This window comes from Pseudomonas sp. 1912-s (assembly GCF_029269205.1).
Lineage (GTDB): Bacteria > Pseudomonadota > Gammaproteobacteria > Pseudomonadales > Pseudomonadaceae > Aquipseudomonas.
This window is the reverse complement of sequence record NZ_JARIXR010000009.1, coordinates 146240-164761: the sequence shown is the minus strand read 5'-3', so window position 1 is coordinate 164761 and position 18522 is coordinate 146240. Positions and strand designations below refer to the sequence as shown.

Annotated in this window: 20 protein-coding genes; 6 read left to right on the top strand and 14 right to left on the bottom strand. The window is 60.5% G+C overall.

Features of this window, described 5'->3' with window-relative positions:
* Positions 1 to 45 precede the first annotated feature (45 nt).
* Positions 46 to 930, top strand: a complete 885-nt coding sequence (locus P3C29_RS14225; RefSeq protein WP_201125122.1) for a LysR family transcriptional regulator — start codon at positions 46 to 48, stop codon at positions 928 to 930.
* A 105-nt stretch (positions 931 to 1035) separates the two neighbouring features.
* Here the strand turns inward: P3C29_RS14225 and P3C29_RS14220 are convergent, their stop codons facing one another.
* The 4 genes from P3C29_RS14220 to P3C29_RS14205 all read right to left on the bottom strand — a co-directional run bounded on the left by P3C29_RS14220 (position 1036) and on the right by P3C29_RS14205 (position 5059).
* Positions 1036 to 1551: a DUF1003 domain-containing protein gene (locus P3C29_RS14220; protein ID WP_169386064.1), complete on the bottom strand. Its 516-nt coding sequence runs from the start codon at positions 1549 to 1551 to the stop codon at positions 1036 to 1038.
* A 79-nt stretch (positions 1552 to 1630) separates the two neighbouring features.
* On the bottom strand, positions 1631 to 2950 hold the full coding sequence (locus tag P3C29_RS14215) for a PAS domain-containing methyl-accepting chemotaxis protein (protein WP_275964757.1): 1320 nt from the start codon (positions 2948 to 2950) through the stop codon (positions 1631 to 1633).
* 239 nt (positions 2951 to 3189) lie between these two features.
* A complete protein-coding gene (locus P3C29_RS14210; RefSeq protein ID WP_275964756.1) occupies positions 3190 to 4248 on the bottom strand; it encodes a diguanylate cyclase in 1059 nt (352 codons plus the stop codon).
* Between the two features lie 190 nt (positions 4249 to 4438).
* Positions 4439 to 5059 carry a TetR/AcrR family transcriptional regulator gene (locus P3C29_RS14205; protein ID WP_010169794.1) on the bottom strand — a complete coding sequence of 207 codons (621 nt, stop codon included), beginning with the start codon at positions 5057 to 5059 and terminating at the stop codon, positions 4439 to 4441.
* A 124-nt stretch (positions 5060 to 5183) separates the two neighbouring features.
* Between P3C29_RS14205 and P3C29_RS14200 the strand changes: the two genes are divergently transcribed.
* From P3C29_RS14200 to P3C29_RS14190, 3 genes are all read left to right on the top strand, one after another.
* On the top strand, positions 5184 to 6242 hold the full coding sequence (locus P3C29_RS14200) for an MBL fold metallo-hydrolase (protein ID WP_169386060.1): 1059 nt from the start codon (positions 5184 to 5186) through the stop codon (positions 6240 to 6242).
* A gap of 251 nt (positions 6243 to 6493) precedes the next feature.
* Complete coding sequence (locus P3C29_RS14195) at positions 6494 to 7279, top strand: hypothetical protein (protein ID WP_275964755.1); 786 nt, start codon at positions 6494 to 6496, stop codon at positions 7277 to 7279.
* Positions 7280 to 7479: 200 nt separating this feature from the next.
* Positions 7480 to 8874: an amidase family protein gene (locus tag P3C29_RS14190; protein WP_201126228.1), complete on the top strand. Its 1395-nt coding sequence runs from the start codon at positions 7480 to 7482 to the stop codon at positions 8872 to 8874.
* A 6-nt stretch (positions 8875 to 8880) separates the two neighbouring features.
* Here P3C29_RS14190 and P3C29_RS14185 read toward each other — a convergent pair whose 3' ends face one another.
* Complete coding sequence (locus tag P3C29_RS14185) at positions 8881 to 9675, bottom strand: SDR family oxidoreductase (protein ID WP_275964754.1); 795 nt, start codon at positions 9673 to 9675, stop codon at positions 8881 to 8883.
* A gap of 116 nt (positions 9676 to 9791) precedes the next feature.
* Between P3C29_RS14185 and P3C29_RS14180 the strand changes: the two genes are divergently transcribed.
* On the top strand, positions 9792 to 10730 hold the full coding sequence (locus P3C29_RS14180) for a GlxA family transcriptional regulator (RefSeq protein ID WP_275964753.1): 939 nt from the start codon (positions 9792 to 9794) through the stop codon (positions 10728 to 10730).
* Between the two features lie 34 nt (positions 10731 to 10764).
* Here the strand turns inward: P3C29_RS14180 and P3C29_RS14175 are convergent, their stop codons facing one another.
* From P3C29_RS14175 to P3C29_RS14160, 4 genes are all read right to left on the bottom strand, one after another.
* The gene (locus P3C29_RS14175; RefSeq protein WP_169386056.1) at positions 10765 to 11103 is read right to left on the bottom strand and encodes a helix-turn-helix transcriptional regulator; all 339 of its coding nucleotides are present in this window, start codon (positions 11101 to 11103) and stop codon (positions 10765 to 10767) included.
* Positions 11078 to 11413, bottom strand: coding sequence for a type II toxin-antitoxin system RelE/ParE family toxin (locus tag P3C29_RS14170; RefSeq protein ID WP_275964752.1), 336 nt, complete (start codon positions 11411 to 11413; stop codon positions 11078 to 11080). The genes P3C29_RS14175 and P3C29_RS14170 overlap by 26 nt, the downstream gene beginning before the upstream one ends.
* Before the next feature lie 74 nt (positions 11414 to 11487).
* Positions 11488 to 11808, bottom strand: a complete 321-nt coding sequence (locus P3C29_RS14165) for a helix-turn-helix transcriptional regulator (protein ID WP_201125116.1) — start codon at positions 11806 to 11808, stop codon at positions 11488 to 11490.
* A 104-nt stretch (positions 11809 to 11912) separates the two neighbouring features.
* Positions 11913 to 12683 carry a helix-turn-helix transcriptional regulator gene (locus P3C29_RS14160; protein WP_275964751.1) on the bottom strand — a complete coding sequence of 257 codons (771 nt, stop codon included), beginning with the start codon at positions 12681 to 12683 and terminating at the stop codon, positions 11913 to 11915.
* Positions 12684 to 12798: 115 nt separating this feature from the next.
* Here P3C29_RS14160 and P3C29_RS14155 point away from each other — a divergent pair, with 115 nt between their 5' ends.
* Complete coding sequence (locus P3C29_RS14155; RefSeq protein WP_275964750.1) at positions 12799 to 13605, top strand: sulfite exporter TauE/SafE family protein; 807 nt, start codon at positions 12799 to 12801, stop codon at positions 13603 to 13605.
* Here the strand turns inward: P3C29_RS14155 and P3C29_RS14150 are convergent.
* From P3C29_RS14150 to P3C29_RS14130, 5 genes are all read right to left on the bottom strand, one after another.
* Positions 13602 to 14549 (bottom strand): hypothetical protein, encoded by a 948-nt coding sequence (locus P3C29_RS14150; protein WP_275964749.1) that lies wholly within the window; start codon positions 14547 to 14549, stop codon positions 13602 to 13604. The two genes, P3C29_RS14155 and P3C29_RS14150, sit on opposite strands and share 4 nt — an antisense overlap.
* A gap of 64 nt (positions 14550 to 14613) precedes the next feature.
* Positions 14614 to 15783 carry an MFS transporter gene (locus tag P3C29_RS14145; protein WP_169386048.1) on the bottom strand — a complete coding sequence of 390 codons (1170 nt, stop codon included), beginning with the start codon at positions 15781 to 15783 and terminating at the stop codon, positions 14614 to 14616.
* A gap of 176 nt (positions 15784 to 15959) precedes the next feature.
* Complete coding sequence (locus tag P3C29_RS14140) at positions 15960 to 16781, bottom strand: ABC transporter substrate-binding protein (RefSeq protein ID WP_275964748.1); 822 nt, start codon at positions 16779 to 16781, stop codon at positions 15960 to 15962.
* 25 nt (positions 16782 to 16806) lie between these two features.
* Positions 16807 to 17571 (bottom strand): amino acid ABC transporter ATP-binding protein, encoded by a 765-nt coding sequence (locus tag P3C29_RS14135; RefSeq protein WP_275964747.1) that lies wholly within the window; start codon positions 17569 to 17571, stop codon positions 16807 to 16809.
* A 24-nt stretch (positions 17572 to 17595) separates the two neighbouring features.
* On the bottom strand, positions 17596 to 18474 hold the full coding sequence (locus P3C29_RS14130; protein WP_003211504.1) for an amino acid ABC transporter permease: 879 nt from the start codon (positions 18472 to 18474) through the stop codon (positions 17596 to 17598).
* Positions 18475 to 18522: the final 48 nt, after the last annotated feature.

Below are 18522 nucleotides of genomic sequence, written 5' to 3'. Positions count from 1 at the left end.
CACTATAGATTGGCGTCCACGCAATCAATATTGGCGTTAGCACATATGTTCAATGCAGCGGCGCACTATCAAATCGACTATCCCGACCTGTCCCTGATCCTCGCACTGGTGCGCGGCGGCACGCTTGCACGGGCGGCGGCGTTGCTGCGGGTGGATGTGTCTACGGTGTTTCGCGCCGTGCGGCGGCTGGAGACGGCGCTGGGCCAGACGCTGTTCGAAAAGAGCCGCGCTGGCTACCTGCCCACCACCTTGGCCACCACCCTCGCCGAGCAGGCCGAACGTGCCGAACAGGCACTGGAGGCGGCGCGCGTGGGGGTGGAGCAGGGCGGTGAAGTGATCAGCGGCACGGTACGCCTGACCTGTACCGATTCGGTGCTGCAAGCGCTGTTATTGCCGGCCCTGGCGCAGTTCATGCCCGGCTACCCGGCGCTGACCCTGGAACTGAGCACGTCCAATGACTTTGCCAACCTCAGCCGCCGCGACGCGGATATCGCCCTGCGCCTGACCAAGGCACCGCCCGAGCATCTGGTAGGACGTTGCCTGGGCACGGTGTCGTATCGGGTATGTGCCAGTGCCGACTATGCCCGCCAGCACGCGGGCGCGGAGCTGGCTGCCCTGAACTGGATCGCGCCGGATGACTTCCTGCCGGACCACCCCACCGTCACCTGGCGGCGCCAGCACTTGCCGGGGGTAATGCCGGCCTATCGCTGCAACAGCATGGTCTCGGTGACCGAACTGGTGCGCGCGGGGCTTGGCGTGGCGGCGTTGCCGGATTACCTGCTGGGCGCGGACTTGCACCCGCTGAGCCCGCCGCTGGTAGGGCACGACACCGCCCTGTGGCTGCTGACACGCCCCGATTGCCGGGCCTTGCGCTCGGTGGTGACGTTATTTGATCAGTTGGGCCAGCATGTGCGCTTGCCGGTGAACTGACTGTGGGAGCTGGCTTGCCTGCGATACAGGCGCTGCGGTGCATCAGGCATACCGCAGTGATGCAATCGCAGGCAAGCCAGCTCCCACATTGGAGGTGTGGCAGGGTCAGGTCTTGCGGACGAAGTGGTCATGCATTTCGCTGGTCAGCCCTTCGATGCGTTCGGTCAGTTGTTTGGTCATCTCGGTGAGCTTGGTGTTCTGTTCCAGCAGTTCCAGCAACTGCTTGGTGGTGTGCGCCGCCTGGGCCTGGCGTTCGGTGTTGGCCACGGCCAGGGCTTCGCGGTGCTGGGCGTCGGCGTCGGACTGGGCCTTGTCCCGCGCGGCCTGGCGGGTTTGGGCCAGCAAGATCAACGGCGCGGCATAGGCCGATTGCAGGCTGAACGCCAGGTTCAAGAGGATGAATGGGTACACGTCAAAGTGCGTGACGCCGGTCATGTTGAGCACGACCCAGAGCACCACAATCGCGGTTTGCGCCCCAAGGAAAGTCGGCGTGCCGAAGAACCGCGCAAAGGCTTCGGCTTTCAGCGCAAACGTGTCGTTGCCAAAAGTCGGCGCGAGATGGGCGTGTTTACGGTGAAAACGCAGATGATCAACGTTGGCTTCAGGTTTATCCGGGGTCATGGCGGGCTCGAATCCGTGGCGTAAGACAGGCACCACTATAGACCGAGCCCTTGACCGGGCACATGAAGAAGCCTGTCGTTTACCGGTTGCCCTGCTCATTGGCAAACGCACTGACGGCTTGCACCGCCTCGCTGGCGCCTTCGCGAATCTGCAGGATCACCGTACCGGCCTGGTTGGCCAGGTCCACGCCCTGGGCCGCGCGGTCTCGGGTGCCGTCCATGCTGTCGATGGCCTGGCGGGTTTCGTTCTGGATCATCTCGATCATCGAGGAAATCTCTGCCGTTGAACCGCTGGTGCGCGCCGCCAATTGCCTTACTTCATCGGCCACCACTGCGAAACCACGGCCTTGCTCACCGGCCCGTGCCGCTTCGATGGCGGCGTTCAAGGCCAGCAGGTTGGTCTGGTCGGCAATCCCGCGAATGGTGTTGACGATGGCGGTGATCTGCTGAGAACGCTCGCCGAGCTTGGCGATCAGCGCGGAAGAGCCGTCGATGTTGGCGGCAATCTCGCGCATGCCCGTGGCGGTCTGCTGGATCACCTCGGCGCCTTTTTCGGCGATGTCCCGGGTTTGCAGCGAGATGTGATAGGCCTGGGTCGCGCTTTGCGCGTCGGCGGCGTGTTTCTCCACCATGGCCGTGACGTCGGAGGCGTACTTCACCACCTTGCACAGGCGCCCGCTGGCGTCGTACACCGGGTTGTAATTGGCTTCCAGCCACACAATCTGGCCGTTTTTGTCGATGCGCTCGAACTGGCCGTTGAACAGTTCGCCCTGGTTCAGCCGACGCCAGAAATCGCTGTAGGCGCTGCTGTTGGCCAGCTCCGGTGTGCAGAAGATGCGGTGATGTTTGCCCTGCACCTGCGCCAGGCTGTAACCCATGCGGTGCAGGAAATTCTGGTTGGCGCTGATGATGGTGCCGTCGAGGTTGAACTCGATCACCGCCATGGCGCGGTCGATGGCCTGCAGCTTGGCGTTGGCTTCGCTCTCGGCCTGCATTTTCGGGGTGACGTCCATGGCGTATTTCACCACCTTCACCACGCTGCCGGACTCATCGCGCACTGGGTTGTAGCTGGCCTCCAGCCAGATCGGCTGGCCGCTGCGGGTCACCCGTTCGAAGGTGCCCGACTGGAATTGGCCGTTGCGCAGTTGCGTCCACAACTGGCCGTACTCGGCGCTGCGGGCAAAGGCCGGGGTGCAGAACAGGCGATGGGATTGGCCCAGGACTTGGTCGGCGGTGTAGTCCATGGCCTTGAGGAAATTCTCGTTGGCCCGCAGGACGGTGCCTTGCAGGTCGAATTCGATCACCGCCATGGAGCGGTCGATGGCGTCGAGAAGGCTGGCCTGCTGGGCGATTGTGGCTTGCAGGGCGCTGATGGTTTTTTTGTGGGCGTTGAATAGCATGGTCGTGTGCTCGGGGGAAGCAAGCGTCAGGGGTATCCATGGGGGCGCCTGCCACCGTAAGGCTTCAGCTTACGGCGAGCGTGCTCATTGCCAGCTTCCTTGTGCTGACAGCGGGGTGGAACAGCGGGTTCTGAGTGGTACTGCCAGCAAGAAGTTCTACGGCTGCCGACCAATGGCGGCATTATGCTATCGGTCGGTGACGGCTGCGTTTAATTCAGACGAGGTGCAGTGCGCGGGTTTCAGGCGGTATGGGCGACCGCGTAGTCGCTGATATTGACCCGGTTACGGCCGGTGTCCTTGGCGGCATACAGCGCTCGGTCCGCTGCGTTGAGCCACATGGCCGCGTCGGTGAAGGCGGGTTGGAACGAGGCCAGGCCAATGCTCAGGCTGACCCTTAGCTCGGGAATTTCCGGGTTGCGATAATTACTGAACACTTCGCGCATGCGCTCCATCACCTGCGCGGCCTGTTCCAGGGGCATGTCCGGAAGAATCACACAGAATTCGTCGCCGCCGTAACGCCCTGCCAGGTCGTTTTCCCGCAGGTTGCGCCGCAGTTCCAGGCTCAGTTGGCGCAGTACCTGGTCACCGATGATGTGCCCATAGCTGTCGTTGATCTGCTTGAAGTGGTCGATGTCGATCAGCGCGATGGTGGCGTGCACGTGTTGTTGCTGGCACTTGTGAAACTTCAGGTGCAGCAGGTCTTTCCACGAACCGTGGTTGAGCAGGCCGGTGAGGCTGTCAGTGCGGCTCAGGGCACTCAGGGCGCGTTTGTGTTCCGACAATTTGATCGCCAGGCGGTAGCAGACCATGCCCAGGGCCATGGGATACAGCGTCAGCATCGGCAGGCAGGCGTAGACCTGGATCAGGCTGACGTCGGGATTGAAGGTCATCCCGAACAGCAGCCATGACACGCCGATGCCCGCCAATTGCGCCACGATGCCGTGAAAGAACAGGCGTTTGCCGCCGGCGGCGACGTTGTTCATGGTAATCATCGACAGGATGGTCACCGCCGTCAGGGGCGTGAACTGGGTGGTGGCCGCCCAGAACCCGCCGAGCAGCGAGTCGTACAGCAGGTTTCGTCGTTCAGCCTTGTAGGGGAAGTCGGAGCGAGAGGAAAGCTGATACGCCAGGTGCGCCCAGCCAAAACCATTGAACAGCAGCAACGCCCAGACCCAGCCTGGCATGTGCAGTGGGTAAAGCGCAGCGATGACGCTGATGCAGCCGATGCCCAGGCCGATGATCCTTGGCCTGTAGATACGTCTGGCAAATGACAGCCCTTTGCCTCGTTGGTTTTCCATAGATTCCTGGGTCGATTCTTTTTTTTGCAGGTACGACGGCACACGTGATCGGGAAAACCACTGGTCGGATAATACGTATGAATATTGTCAGTTATTCGCGTGGGAATAATCAGTGTCCTTCGGGGCCATTTGCAAAGGACATGAGACGAATAAGTCAAAAAACGACCTTGGGTGTCGTTCCTGCAACAGGTCAGTGCCGTGGCACGACCTCATAGCCGGCCAGGAACAGGTCGATGGCGGACTCAATGACGCTTGCCTGGGCATCGGCATCCAGCGTGGGCTGGCCCAGGGTGATCTGCGGCCAGAAGGCGAAAGCCTTGAGCAGGCTTTGTACCTGGTGGGCCGCGAAGCACGGGTCGGTGCAGCTCAACCGGCCATCTTCCTGGGCGGCGCGCACCCATTGGGTGAACCCTTCTTCGCGTTTGCTCAGGCGGTTGACCATGTCCTGGGCGCGTTCCGGCGAATGGATGGTGGCGGCAATCGCCACGCGAGCCAGGTCGAGGAAGTTGGCGTCCGACATCATCGTCATCTTGGCTTGCAGCAGCCCGCGCAGTTGCTCGCGCAGCGGCCGGTCACTGGCGTAGCTGACGTCCAGTTGGGCAACGCTGCTGGCCCACAGCTGGTGCAGGATTTCGGCGAACAGCTCCTCCTTGCTCGGGAAGTGGTTGTACACCGTGCGCTTGGAAACCCCCGCGGTGGCAGCAATCTTGTCCATGCTGGTGACCTCGAACCCGTTGTCGCGAAACTCGGCGATGGCGGCTGCCACGATGGCTTCGCGTTTACGGTCGGTGAGGCGCTGGGGTGCAGTCATGGGGGGATTTCGGCTCTGAAGGGAAACTTACACTCGGTAGTTTACTTGCTCCCGGTTTTGTTGCAATCTAGAAACTACACTGTGCAGTGTAATTTTTTGAGCAGTCTGCAGGAGTTCCTCGGTAATGGCCACGATCTCAACCCGTCTCGACAGTTCTTCTTCAGCGCCCAAGTCTTCCGAACAGCATCAAGGTCACTTCACCAATCAAAAGCCCATCCAGCATGGCGGCTTGGGCAAAACCCTGGGCATCATGTGGAAGATGCTCTTCCAGAAGCCTCGCAGTACACGGCCGGTGGGTGAGATCCCGGTGCAGCCGCTGACCCGCGAGCAACTGTTTGCCGCCCCCGACCACAGCGTTTTCCGCCTCGGGCACTCCACTGTGCTGCTGAAAATGCGCGGCAAGTTCTGGCTGACCGACCCAGTGTTCGCCGAGCGTGCGTCGCCCTTCAGTTGGGCCGGCCCCAAGCGCTTCCACCAGCCGCCGATCAGCCTTGAGGACCTGCCGCCGATCGAGGCGGTGATTCTTTCCCACAATCACTACGACCACCTGGACCACAAGGCAGTGGTGCAACTGGCGGACAAGACCCGCTACTTCCTCGCGCCGCTGGGTGTGGGCGATACGCTGGTCAAGTGGGGCGTGGACGCCAGCAAGGTGCGGCAACTGGACTGGTGGCAGGGCACCGAAGTCGACGGGATCCGTTTTGTTTCGACCCCGGCCCAGCATTTTTCCGGTCGTGGCCTGTTCGATGGAAACCAGACGCTGTGGTGCTCGTGGGTGATGATCGACGGTCCACGACGGATTTTCTTCAGCGGTGATACCGGCTATTTCGACGGCTTCAAGCGCATCGGCGAGCAGTACGGTCCGTTCGATCTGACCCTGATGGAAACCGGCGCCTACAACGTCGACTGGCCACACGTTCACATGCAGCCGGAAGAAACCCTGCAGGCGCACATCGACTTGAAGGGCCGCTGGCTGCTGCCGATCCACAACGGCACGTTCGACCTGGCATTTCACGCGTGGCACGAACCCTTCGACCGCATCATGGCGCTGGCGTGGGAGCGTAATGTGTCCATCACCACGCCGCCGATGGGGCAGGCGTTCATGCTCAATCAGCCGGAGCGCGGGCAGGCCTGGTGGCTGGAGGTTGAGCATCAAGGCAGCGAAGAGCACGTCATCGGGTAAGGGCTTGGCAGCGGGCGCTGCAAGCCATTTCCGACATACGCCCCTCCCGACAAAAAGGTGCAATTGCTCCTCGTGAGAACCTTCGAGGAGTGGGATATATGGACGATAACAGCGGGAAAGGGATAGGGCCGGGCGTGTCACTGACGATCCGGCCGTTGTTGCCCGGGAAAGGATCCGGCCCCGCACCTGACGTTCCGGTGACGGACAAGGTTGAGGGAGTGCCGTCGAAGCATCGCAACATCAGGCCCCCCGTGCTTGGAGAAACTGCCGTTGTCGGGCCCGGTATTGCTGCGGCAGAAAAGGGCCACGAGCCTGGCTCGACGCCACTGGTGTTCGGCAGCCACGGCGGTGGTGCGATTGTCGATAAAAGTACGCACCAGGGCGGGCTCGAGTTTGGCGCCAGTCTTCACGCCGGGAGTCCTCTGGGCGTTGATCCAGGCCCGAGGTTCGATATCCCGGGCCCCATGATGCGCACCGTGCGCGACCCCGCGCTGTCACTGGTCGCCTTGAGCGGCGTCGAACCCGAAGGGAAGGTGATGGTGGAGATTCCCCCGGTCGCCGATGCCGGGCATTTGAGGAATACTCCGTCGCTCGCCGGCAGCCGTATCGGTTTTGCCGGTGAATACAGGTGCGGTGAGCGTCGGGAAGCCGTCTCCCACAGCAAGTATTTTTCCCGGGTATTGAGCCTGCTGCGCACTGCCGGTGCCCAGTTGGTGCCCGTGCCGGCCCTGATCGCGGATGACACGCGGTATTTCAGCCTTGCCCACAGTAATGAGATCGACGAGCGGGTCACTGAGTATCAGTTGGACGCGCTGATATCCGACGCACAAACCCCCGCTTTCCATCGTGCTTCCACCACTGTTCATCCGCGTTTCTGCCTACCGGTCGGCGCTGACGTCGAGGGTGTATCGGCCGGTGTCTGGTTCTATGGGGCGCGGTGGGCCGGAGATCGCCTGGCGACGCTGGTGCACGGTTTCCGGCAGGTGCTGTTGGCGGACAAGAGCAGTCCTGACGGGCCTACTTCGCGGAGCGAGTGATCGCACAAATTTGGGAGATTTGCCCCAACGCCATTGAGTGATTCTCTTCTTAGACTGAGCCAGGGTTATCAAGTGATACCCCTCACCTTCAGACAGCCGGGGAGTCATCAATGATTGGGCCAAACTTGGGCGCGGGATGGAGTACAGGTGTTTTCGACGCGATAACGAATGCGCCGCAGGGCTTCCGGAGTGCGCAGGCGTTGGCGGCCGACATGGCCAGCCCCAACGGAGTCAGTTCGGAGGCGGTGGTGAGGGATTCGCTCAGACAAATAGCCAACCTGGACAAGGGCCTGCAGGGCGGCAACGCGTTTATTGAAATCAATCCGGATGCCCGTGAGAACGCCCGCGCACTGGACAGGGAGCGCGCCGGCGGCAAGGTGCGTGGCCCTTTGCATGGTGTGCCGATTGCTCTCAAAGACGTCTTCGACACCAGCGACAAGATGCAGACCAGCGCGGGGTCATCGGCGCTGGTGGGTACACCTGCCGCAAAAAATGCCCGGGTGGTGGATAACCTGTTGAAGGCGGGCGTGGTCATCGTCGGAAAAACCAACATGAGCGAGTTGTCCAATTTTCGCTCTGACACGCCGGTCAACGGCTGGAGTTCCCGGGGCGGTCAAACCCTCAACCCTCACCGATTAAATGGCCAGCCGGCGGGTTCGAGTACAGGCTCGGCCGTAGCGGTGGCCCAAGGGTTGGTGCCGTTGGCACTGGGGGTCGAAACCAATGGATCGATCATTGCGCCGGCGGCCTATAACGGTGTGATTGGCTTCAAACCCACCGTGGGCCTGGTGAGTACCGAAGGGGTGATGACCAGCTCGCGCCTGGACACGGTGGGTACCTTCACCCGCACCGTGCGAGATGCTGCGCAAGCACTGGATGCGATGACCGAAACAAACCATCACACCAGCGGGCTCACGCCTGACTCGCTGGTGGGCAAACGCATAGGCTACACGCCCTTGCCTGAGTTATCGGCGGATGACGCCGAAGACCCTGACATCAGAGCCGACAGGCAGCATTTTGCAGACGCTCTCACCTTGCTGCAGGCCAAGGGCGCGACACTGGTACCGGTGGGAAAGCTGGCCGAAGGTGTGTCGGACGATACCTACGACAGTTATAGCCTCGCCCTGTACGCCGACGTTAAGCAAAAGCTTGAGGCGTACCTGGCCGGGCGGGAAGGGTTGCCGGTGAAATCGTTGTCAGAGCTGGTTGAGTTCAACGAGCGCAACACCGGGCCGGGCGTTCCCGACCAAGGGCTGCTCACCATGATCAAGGACCTGGACGTGAGCGATGACGTGCGGGAAGGGCTGTGGGCCGCTATCAGCCCGATTTTCAAGGGCACCGTCAACAAACCACTGACCGAGCACAAGCTGGATGCAATCGTGTCGAACTTCCTTTCAGACAGCTACTACTTCGCAGCGGCGGCCGGTTACCCGGGAATCTCCGTGCCGTCGGGCATGGACGATGACGGTATGCCGACGGCGCTTCATTTCTACGGTGCGAGTTTGAACGAACCCACGTTGCTCTCGGTTGCCTACGGGTATGAGCAGGCCTCCCTGGCAATCAGGGAGCCTGCATTCATTCCCGGGCCGGGTTAATCCGGTTCAGTTCAACCCGTAGCGTGCGGCAGGATTACGGTGCGACAGGTTCGGGCCCAGTGCCAGCCGCGCGCTTTCGTACGCCTCCCAATCCGCACTGTCCGACAGCGAAGGGATCGTCACGCGTTCACCTTGGGCAAGGCCGGCGAGGGCAGCGTCCACCAGATTTTCGGTGGTCATCACCATGGTTTCCGGCAGGTTGTTCACCGGCAGCCCTGCAATGTCCCAGAACTCCGTGGCGGTGGCGCCCGGCAGCACGACCTGAACCACCACGCCCTTGTCGGCAAGTTCATGCTGCAACGATTCGCTGAAGGCCTGCACGAAGGCCTTGGTACCGCCATAGACGCCGTTCAGCAGCTTGGGGGCGAGGGCGACAATTGAGCCAATGTTGATAATCGTGCCGCGACCCTGGGCGACAAAATTGGTCGCTGCAGCCTTGGCCAGGCGGGTCAGCGCCAGTACGTTCAGCAGGATCATTGCGTCCATTTTGTCGGCGTCCGACTCCAGCAGCGAAGCGGTGGCTCCTACGCCGGCGTTATTCACCAGCAGGCTGATACGGCGGTCGTCGTGGGCAACCTGGGCGATCCGCGCCAGGTCGGCCGGCAGATTGAGGTCGGCGGCTATCACCTCGACGTTACGTTGAGTGCTGGCCTTCAAGCGGGTTGCCAGTTGCTCCAGGCGTTGCTGATTGCGGGCCACCAGAATCAGGTCGTAGCCGGCACGAGCCAGGCGGTCGGCATACACCGCGCCTATTCCAGACGAAGCACCGGTGATCAGGGCATAACCTTTGTGTTGTGACATGGCAGTTGCTCCAAATGGCCGGGGAGAGGATCGGCCTTGTTGGAACCAAGATTATGGGTGTAATGTGGTGGCTGCAATGTCATATATCCCACCTTTAGAGACATGAGGGTTTGGCCATGGTGTCCGTCGGTATCGTGCTGTTTCCCGGTTTTCAGGTGCTCAGCCTGTCCACCAGCAGCGTGTTCGAATTTGCCAACTTCGTGGTGGGGCGACCGTTCTATCGGGTGGATTTGCTGTCGGAGCACGGTGGGCCGATCAAAAGCTCCATGGGCTTTGCCATCGATAGCCTCGCCTTTGGGCAGCAGGACTACGACACGATCGTGGTGCTGGGGGACAACGAATTACTGGAGCCCACGCCTGGCATGGTGGGCTATTTGCAGGCGTCATTGACGGCGTCGCGCCGGGTCACGTCGGCCTGTACCGGTTCGTTCCACCTGGCCGCGGCCGGGCTGCTGGAGGGGCGCAAGGCAACCACCCACTGGTACCACGCCATGACGTTTCGCCAGCGCTACCCCAACGTGAAGCTGGAGGAAGACCGGATCTTCACCGTCGACGGCCCTCTATGGACGTCCGCCGGGATGACCGCCTGCATCGACCTGGCCTTGGCCCTGGTAGAGCACGACCTGGGCGTGGAAGTGGCCCGCGACGTCGCGAAGAAACTGGTGGTCTACCATCGCCGTGCCGGTGGCCAGTCGCAGTTTTCCGCGTTGCTGGAACTGGACCCCAAATCCGACCGTATACAAACCGCCCTGGCGTGGGCCAAAGGACACCTGCAGGAGGATCTCTCGGTAGAGCAACTGGCCGAAGCGGCGCACCTCAGCCCGCGTCAGTTCAGCCGGCTGTTCCGCGCCGAAACCGGCCAGTCCCCGGCCAAGGCGGTCGAACACCTGCGCATTGAAGCGGCGCGGCTGATGCTCGAATCCGGCAGCCATTCCATCGATGTCGTCGCACGGGAGACGGGCTTCGGTGACCCGGAGCGCATGCGTCGTGCCTTTCTGCGGGCGTTTGGCCAGCCACCACAAATGATCCGCCGGGCGTTGCAGTTGCAGGCATAGACGTCAATTTACGGTGGCCAGAACCTTGGGCAGCTCAGGCGAATAGCACTTCAATACGCCCTTGAGTACGCGAAGCGGGCGCAGCCGTAATGACGATTTGCACATCTCGCCCCAGGCGGGACAAACACTCAAGCATCTTGGCTTCACTGATACCCCGGAACCTGCCACGCAGCATTTCAGACACCTTGGGCTGCGATAAACCAAGGATGACGGACGCTTGTGCCTGAGTGAGGTTTCGTGTCTTGAGAATCTCCCCGATCTTCGCCGCAAGTTGAGCCTTGACCTGCATTTCACTGGCGTCGGGTTGCCCGATGTCTTCATAGACATTGCCGCTGCTTTCTTCGATCTCAATCGCGTTGTGATGCTTGTGCATGATCCTGTGCCGCCTTGAGTCGCTGTTTGATCAGTTGTATGTCGTGCTGTGCCGTAGCGATGCCTTTTGTCGACTTCTTCTGGAAGCAATGGAGGACGTAAACAGCTGAGTCAAAACGGACGGTATATACCCCTCGATAAGTGTTGCCGTCGCAATCCTCGACGACCTCAAGCACCGCATTACCGCCAAACCCTTTCAGTGCCTTGGTTTGTGAATGCTTGCTTCCTCCCTGAGCAAGGTGGAGCGCAAAGCCAAACACATCTTGAACAGCCCCAGGCATTTGCTGCAGATCTTTCTTGCTACCGCCCACCCACAGGAGTGGCTTCTATGAACTCATGAGAGGATATACCTAAATAGGGATAAACGTCAGTGCAAAGAGAAATCTCAATCAGCCGTTTCAACCGCTGAATGCTCTGACGACAAGGGCAAAGAGCCCCTCACACTCATCCCCCACCCCGGCGCAAACCCCGGGAAAAACACCAACCCTTCAGCCTCCAGGCGAAACGCCACACTCAGGCGGACGGCATCATCCACCTCGCCATGGCTCTCAAAACGCTGAAGCGAATCCACGTCCACTTCCGCTTCCCGGGCCAGGTCTTCCCGGCTCCAGCCCAGCATGAGGCGGGCCTGCACGCTGTGCCTCGGGGTAAATTGGTGAAGGACGATCTGCTGTTCTACGGTGCTGCTCAGTGCCAGAGAGGACATGGGCTTTCTCCAGGTTCGACGGAAGAGGGCAAACTATACTGTGTTTTTGTACAGTTGTTTTGACCGCTCATCAACTGGATTTTTTCGATAGGGTGGCCGCCGCTCTATTTGGCCTCTTCAAGGTAGGTACTCGGTGCGTGGCCAAGCACCCGCCGGAACATGCTGGAAAAAGCCGCCGGGTTTTCATAGCCCAGGTCCAGGGCGATCCGGGTGACGCTTTCGCCGCTGGCCAGCCGCGCCAGGGCCTGCACCACGCAGGCTCGCTGGCGCCATTGCAAGAAGTTCAAGCCGGTTTGCTGGCGAAAATGCCGGCTGAAGGTGCGCAGGCTCAGGTGCGAGTGCTCGGCCCATTGAACCGGCGACTGATGCACATCGGGCTGCTGCAGAAACTCCAGGCACAAGGCAAGCAGGCGCGGGTCTTGCGGCAGCGGGATATGCAGCGGCAAGTGCGCGGCGCGTGCCAGTTCGTGCAGCAGCAGGCTGATCAGCGTGCCGTCGCGCCCGGTTTCTTCATACTCGAGGGGCATCTCCACCGCATCAATCAGCAACTGACGCATCAGAGGCGAAATGCTGATGACGTGGCAGTTGGGCCCCAACTCGGCGACGGCCTGGGGTTCGATATACAGGCTACGGGTCGACACACCGAGCATCAGCACCTCATGGGGCACCTGGGCGGGAATCCACACGGCGCGCTGGGGGGGCACCACCCAATTGCCTTCCTGGGTGCTGACTTGCATCACGCCGGTGGCGCCATACAACAACTGCCCGCGCCGATGGCTGTGGCGCTTGAGCAGATAGCCGTCGGGATAGTCAGTGCCGATCGCCACGACGGTACGTGGCGTCAGGTCCAATTGGGCGATGGAAACGTTACGCATGGAGCTGATTCCGAGAGTGGCAAAGTCTCACATATTATTGGCCGACTTGCGCAAGCGGGCCAAGTCTTGAATCTCTATCGTCGTCAGCTCTCTCCGATACTGAAGGCGATGCGCGATGCTCTATCTATTACTGGCGCTGTTCGGCTGCATGACCGGCGTGACCGCCGTGCTGTTCGGATTCGGCGGCGGGTTCGTGGTGGTGCCGTTGCTGTACGGCATGCTCAGCCTCAGCCACAAAGCGGGCGTAAGTGAATCGGCGATGCATATCGCGGTCGCCACCTCCACCTGCGTGATGATCGTCAACGCGCTGATCGCCACCGGAAAACACCGGCGCAAAGGTAATCTGATTCGCCATTACCTGTGGCCGTTGGGCGGGTTTATCGGGATTGGCGCGGTGCTGGGGGCAGGCGCTGCGATATTCGCCAGCGGCGATTTCATCCGCTATGCCTTTATCGCTTACCTGGCAGTCACCCTCGTCGATTGCCTGTTGCGCAGGGGCTTTCTCAGCCAGGACGACACGCGCCAACCACGGCGCCTGGGCAGCACGGAAGTGACGGGCGGCGGCATTGCCATTGGGTTGATCGCGACCTTCCTGGGGGTGGGCGGCAGCGTGATGACGGTGCCGCTGTTGCGCCGGTGCGGCTTGAGCATGTCCCAGGCCACGTCCATGGCCAACCCGTTGAGTGTGCCGGTGGCGCTGGCCGGTACCTTTACCTACATGGTCATGGCGGGATTCGCCAAGGTGGAATTGGGCGCGTGGTTTGTCGGCTATGTCGACTTGCTGGCGTTTGCCATCCTCACCCTGGGCTCGCTGCTGGGCATTCGCCTGGCCACGCCGTGGATCGGTCGCATCCCGGACGCGCTGCATGCGCGGGTGTATATCGGGTTGTTGGGCGCGGTGATGGTGAGCATGCTGCTCTAGCTTTCCAACCCCGGCGCCTCGCGAATAATCAGGTGGTCCAGGTTCTCGATATTGGCACTGAACACGCCGAACGTTTGCTCGGGGTTCTTCTTGCTCGGCACCTGTTTCAGCTCCGGCGTTACCCCGTAGAAGAAGCAATACAAAGCCCGCTCACTGTCCACCGCCGCCTTGATCTGCTCCAGGAACGCTTTGCGCTTGCGGTAGTTCTCGATCAGTTTTTTGCTCAGGTAAACGTTGATGGAGTAGGGCTTCTTGTCGAGCCAGGCCTTCTTTTCGAAGTCGATGCGAAAGCTGCTGGTGTAGTCCTTGATCGCCTTGATCTTGCCCCAGTAGATCAAGCCTTTGTTGTCTTGCAGGTATTCGATCTTCTTGAAAAACGTCCAATAGGTCGCGGTGTGATCGCCGATCTTCAAGGGCATGCTTTTAAGCTTGTCCTTGTCGCCGATATTGGACACGTAGCACTCCACCGGGTGGGCGAAGACGCTGGTTTTGTCCGGGGTGGTGTCGCTTGAGCTGTAAGACACGGCGCTGCGGGTTGTGGGCGTTTTCGGTGGTTCTTGTGGGGTGCCACCCTCGGCACCGATCACCGGTGTCTTGCGTTCGTACTGGCGTCGCGTCAGGACAAATTCCGACGGGAAATTCTCCTCCGGACCATCCTCAGCTTCACCTTTTCCGGCCTGACGGCTGGCGTAGCGGCAACCGTCGATATGCCGGGTGCTGGGGATATTCTTGAAATGCGGTGTGCGCAGGTAATTGACGTTTTTCGCATTGAAGGTGCCCAGTACATTGCCCGCCGCAAACGCCGCCCGGCATTCATCGTTGGGGCACAGGAAGCTGTCCTTGTCGGAATCGTAGGCGGCGGTTTCGTCGAAATTCAGGTCGCGCACGTCATAGATCGACAGCTTGTCGTCGAGACTCAGGCTGTAGGCCGTGTCGAATTTCATGGGGCTCGGGTCCGTGAGAGATTTCGCTATTAATAGCGGGATATCGCGCAAATATCAGCAGAAATCACGTACGCACCGTCACCCGCCGGCCACTCAAGAAGCACAAGGTGCCGCCCACCGCCGTCAGCCCGCTCAGTACATAGAACATCGAGGCGGGCGAGGCATTGATCAGCAGATAGCCGCAGATCACCGGGCTCAATGCGCCACCAAAGGCCGCCAGGTTCTGCGCACCGTAATAGCTGCCGCGCAGGGCGTCGGGGGCGATGGTGTCGATAAACAGGAACTCGGACGGGTAGATGATCATCTCCCCCAGGGTGAACACAAACATCGCGACACACCACGACACCAGGCCGTCCGCCATGCTGAAGCCGATCAGCCCCGCAATGAACAGCGAGGTGCCGAGCACGATCCAGTAGCGCAGCTGTTCACGCTTGAGGAACCGGCCGATCTGGTACTGCATCAGAATTACCGTGATGGCGTTGCACGCCAGCACCGCGGAGAGAATTTTCAGCGCGCTCTCCGGCTTGTAGGCCACCAGCAGAAACTGCGACAGATACAGGGTGTAGCGCCCGTGGACAATGGTGCTCAACAGGCTGCCACTGGTAAAAAGGATCAAGGTGCGATCACTGCGCAACGTCCTCAGGGTGCTGAGAAAACTTAACGGCTTATTGCTGTCGTCGCGTTGGGTCGGCGGGATGCCGATCATCAGGAACAGGCTGCCAAAGGCAATCGCGCTGGCGATCAGGAACGGCGCCAGCGGCATCTGGCCGGCAATCACCACGCCGAGCATGGGGCCGGTGGCGTAGCCGACATTGGTCAGGGTGTAGCGCAGGGAAAACACCTTGGCGCGCTGGCCCACCGGCAGGTTCTCGCTGATGATCGCCTTGGAACCGATCAGGAACAGCGCCGACGCGGCTTCGGTGATCACCAGGGTCAGGGTGGTCAGGTACAGGTTGCTGGCAAAGGTCAGCAACAAAAAACCGATGGAGCTGGAGAGCATCGCCAGGATCAGCAGCTTGCGCTTTTCCAGACGGTCGATGATGTAGCCGCCGTAGAGGCCCAGCAGGGTGGCGATGAACACGGCGATGCCCATCAGCAAGCCGATGTCTTGCTGGTTGAGGCCCAGGCGGGTGCTGAGCAACAGCGCGAGTAGCGGACTGGTCATGGCTCGGCTGACGACGATGGTCACCGAGCAGATCATCAGGCGGCGGATTACCAGGGAGTAGGTGGCCACGGTGGTGCGGATGTCCTTGTCATAAATGCGTAGTCAAGCCGAGCATGGTTCTACAGATCAATGAAGATCAAATGTGGGAGCTGGCTTGCCTGCGATGGCGGTGGGTCAGCTTGTATATTCGTCGCCTGACTCACCGCAATCGCGGGCAAGCCCGGCTCCCACAGGGTTACGCGGTGTTACTGGCCGGCATTGATGCTGATTTTTTCCACCGCACCCTGCTCCAGGTCCCACTTCTTCAGGATCTTGCCGTACGTTCCGTCATCAATCATGCCCTGCAGTGCTTCGCTGATGGCCGTGACCAATTCGGTATTGCTCTTCTCAATCCCCAACCCGGTGAACTGCTTGGAAATCGCCAGGCCCACCGGCTTGTACTTACCCTTGTCCAGCGACATCAGGTAAGGAATGGTTTCACTGCCCTGCATCGCCGCATCCAGACGGTTCTGCTGCAACTGCGCCCGGGCGTCCGCCGAACCTTCAGTGCCAATCACCACGATCGCTGGCTTACCGGCTTTTTCGCAGTTTTCCTTGCTCCACGCGGCAATTTCCGACGGCCAGGTGGTACGTCGGCTGGTGCCGACTTTCTTGCCGCACAGGTCGGTCAATTCCTTGAGGTCTTCACGCTTGGCCAGGGTGTAGAGCTGCGGGCCGCTGGTGAAGTAGTCGATAAAGGTCACGGCCTTCTGGCGCTCGGCGGTGTCGCTCATGCCCGACAGCACAATGTCCACGCGCTTGGTGGTCAGGCCGCTGAGCATCTGTTCGAAGCCGGTTTCCTGCCACTTGATCTTCACCCCCAGACGTTCGGCCAGGGCGTTGCCCAAGTCAAAGTCCAGGCCGGTGAGTTGGTTGGTGGCGGTGTCCTTGAAATCCATCGGCGGGTAGTTCGGCACGATGGCCGCGCTGATCTCACCCTTGTCCTTGATCGCTGCCGGCAATGCCGCCAAAACCGAAGTGGAGGCCATCAGGCCTACGAGCAAACTTGGAAGAAACAGATTTTTCATGGGGGCGTTCTCGTTAGTTTTTTAGTTAAGTGCGAACGGCAGAAATAAAGCTTTGGGTGCGCGGGTTTTGTGGGCTTATTAGAATTTCTTCAGGGCTGCCGGCTTCCACAATCTGGCCGGCATCCATAAACACCATGCGGTTGGACACTTCGCGGGCGAAGCCCAATTCATGGGTGACCACAATCATGGTCATGCCGGTGGTGGCCAAATCGCGCATCACCGACAGCACTTCTCCTACCAGCTCCGGGTCGAGGGCTGACGTAGGTTCGTCAAACAGCATCAGCTTGGGGCGCATCGCCAACGCGCGGGCAATCGCCACACGCTGTTGCTGGCCGCCGGACAATTCCACCGGGTAGGCATTGCGCTTGTCCGCCAGGCCAACCCGGGCCAGCAACTCCAGCGCGTCCTCGGTGGCTTCCTTGGGTAAGCGCTTGAGCACCTGGCACGGGCCTTCGATGATGTTCTGCAACACCGTCATGTGCGGGAACAAATTGAAGCGCTGGAACACCATGCCGGTGGCCAGGCGCTGACGGGCGATCTGCGATTCATTCAACTCATGCAGCTTGTTGCCGACGACCCGGTAACCCACCAGTTCGCCGTCGACCCACAGGCCGCCCTTGTCGATTTTTTCCAACTGATTGACGCAGCGCAACAGGGTACTTTTGCCGGAACCGGACGGGCCGATGATGCACAGCACTTCGCCTTGTTCGACTTCCAGGTTGATGTCCTGCAACGCGTGATACTGGTCGTAATACTTGTTCAGGTTCACGGCCTTGACGATGCTTCTCATGGGGCAAATCTCCTCAGTCAGCGCTTACGAACGCTTGCCGGCGCCGCGGGCAAAACGACGCTCAAGGCGGCTCTGACCGAATGAAAGAACAGTCACCACCGCCAGGTACCAGATGCCGGCAACAATCAGCAGCTCCATGACCCGGGCGTTGGCGTAGTAGATGTTTTGCGCGTTGTGCAGCAGCTCCGAGTACTGGATCACACTCGCCAGGCTGGTCATTTTCACCATGCTGATGAACTCGTTGCCTACAGGCGGAATGATCACCCGCATCGCCTGCGGCAGAATCACCCTACGCAGCGCCTGAAGGCTCGGCATGCCGATGGACTTGGCGGCTTCGTACTGGCCGGTGTCCACCGACAACAGGCCGGCGCGCACCACTTCAGCGGTGTAGGCACCCTGGTTGATACTCAGGCCGAGGAGGGCGGCCACGAACGGCGTCATCAGGTCCACGGTGTCGATGCTGAACAGCCCGGGAATCGCGATCACCGGGAAAATCAGCGCCAGGTTGAACCACAACAGCAGTTGCAGAATCAGCGGCGTGCCACGAAACAGCCAGGTGTAGGTGATGGCCACGTAACGCAGGATCGGGTTGGCCGACATGCGCATGATGGCGGTGATCACCCCGATCACCACCCCCAGCGCCATGGCCAGGATCGACATGATGATGGTATTCACCAAGCCCCAGATAATCGCCTCGGACGTGAGGAACTGACCGATGTAGGACCATTCGATCTGACCGTTGGCGAATGCACGCAGCAAGGCGGCCAGGGCGATCACGATCAACGTGGCAAAAAACATCCGCCCGTAATAGCGACGGGGCACGTGCTCGTACTGGGTGATATCGAACTGGTTCTCGGTCTGCTGGCGCTCGGCTTGCAAGCGCTCTGCCGGGGTTTGTTTCATGGTGATTCTCCAAAACAACGATCTAACTGGATACCAACATCCCTGTAG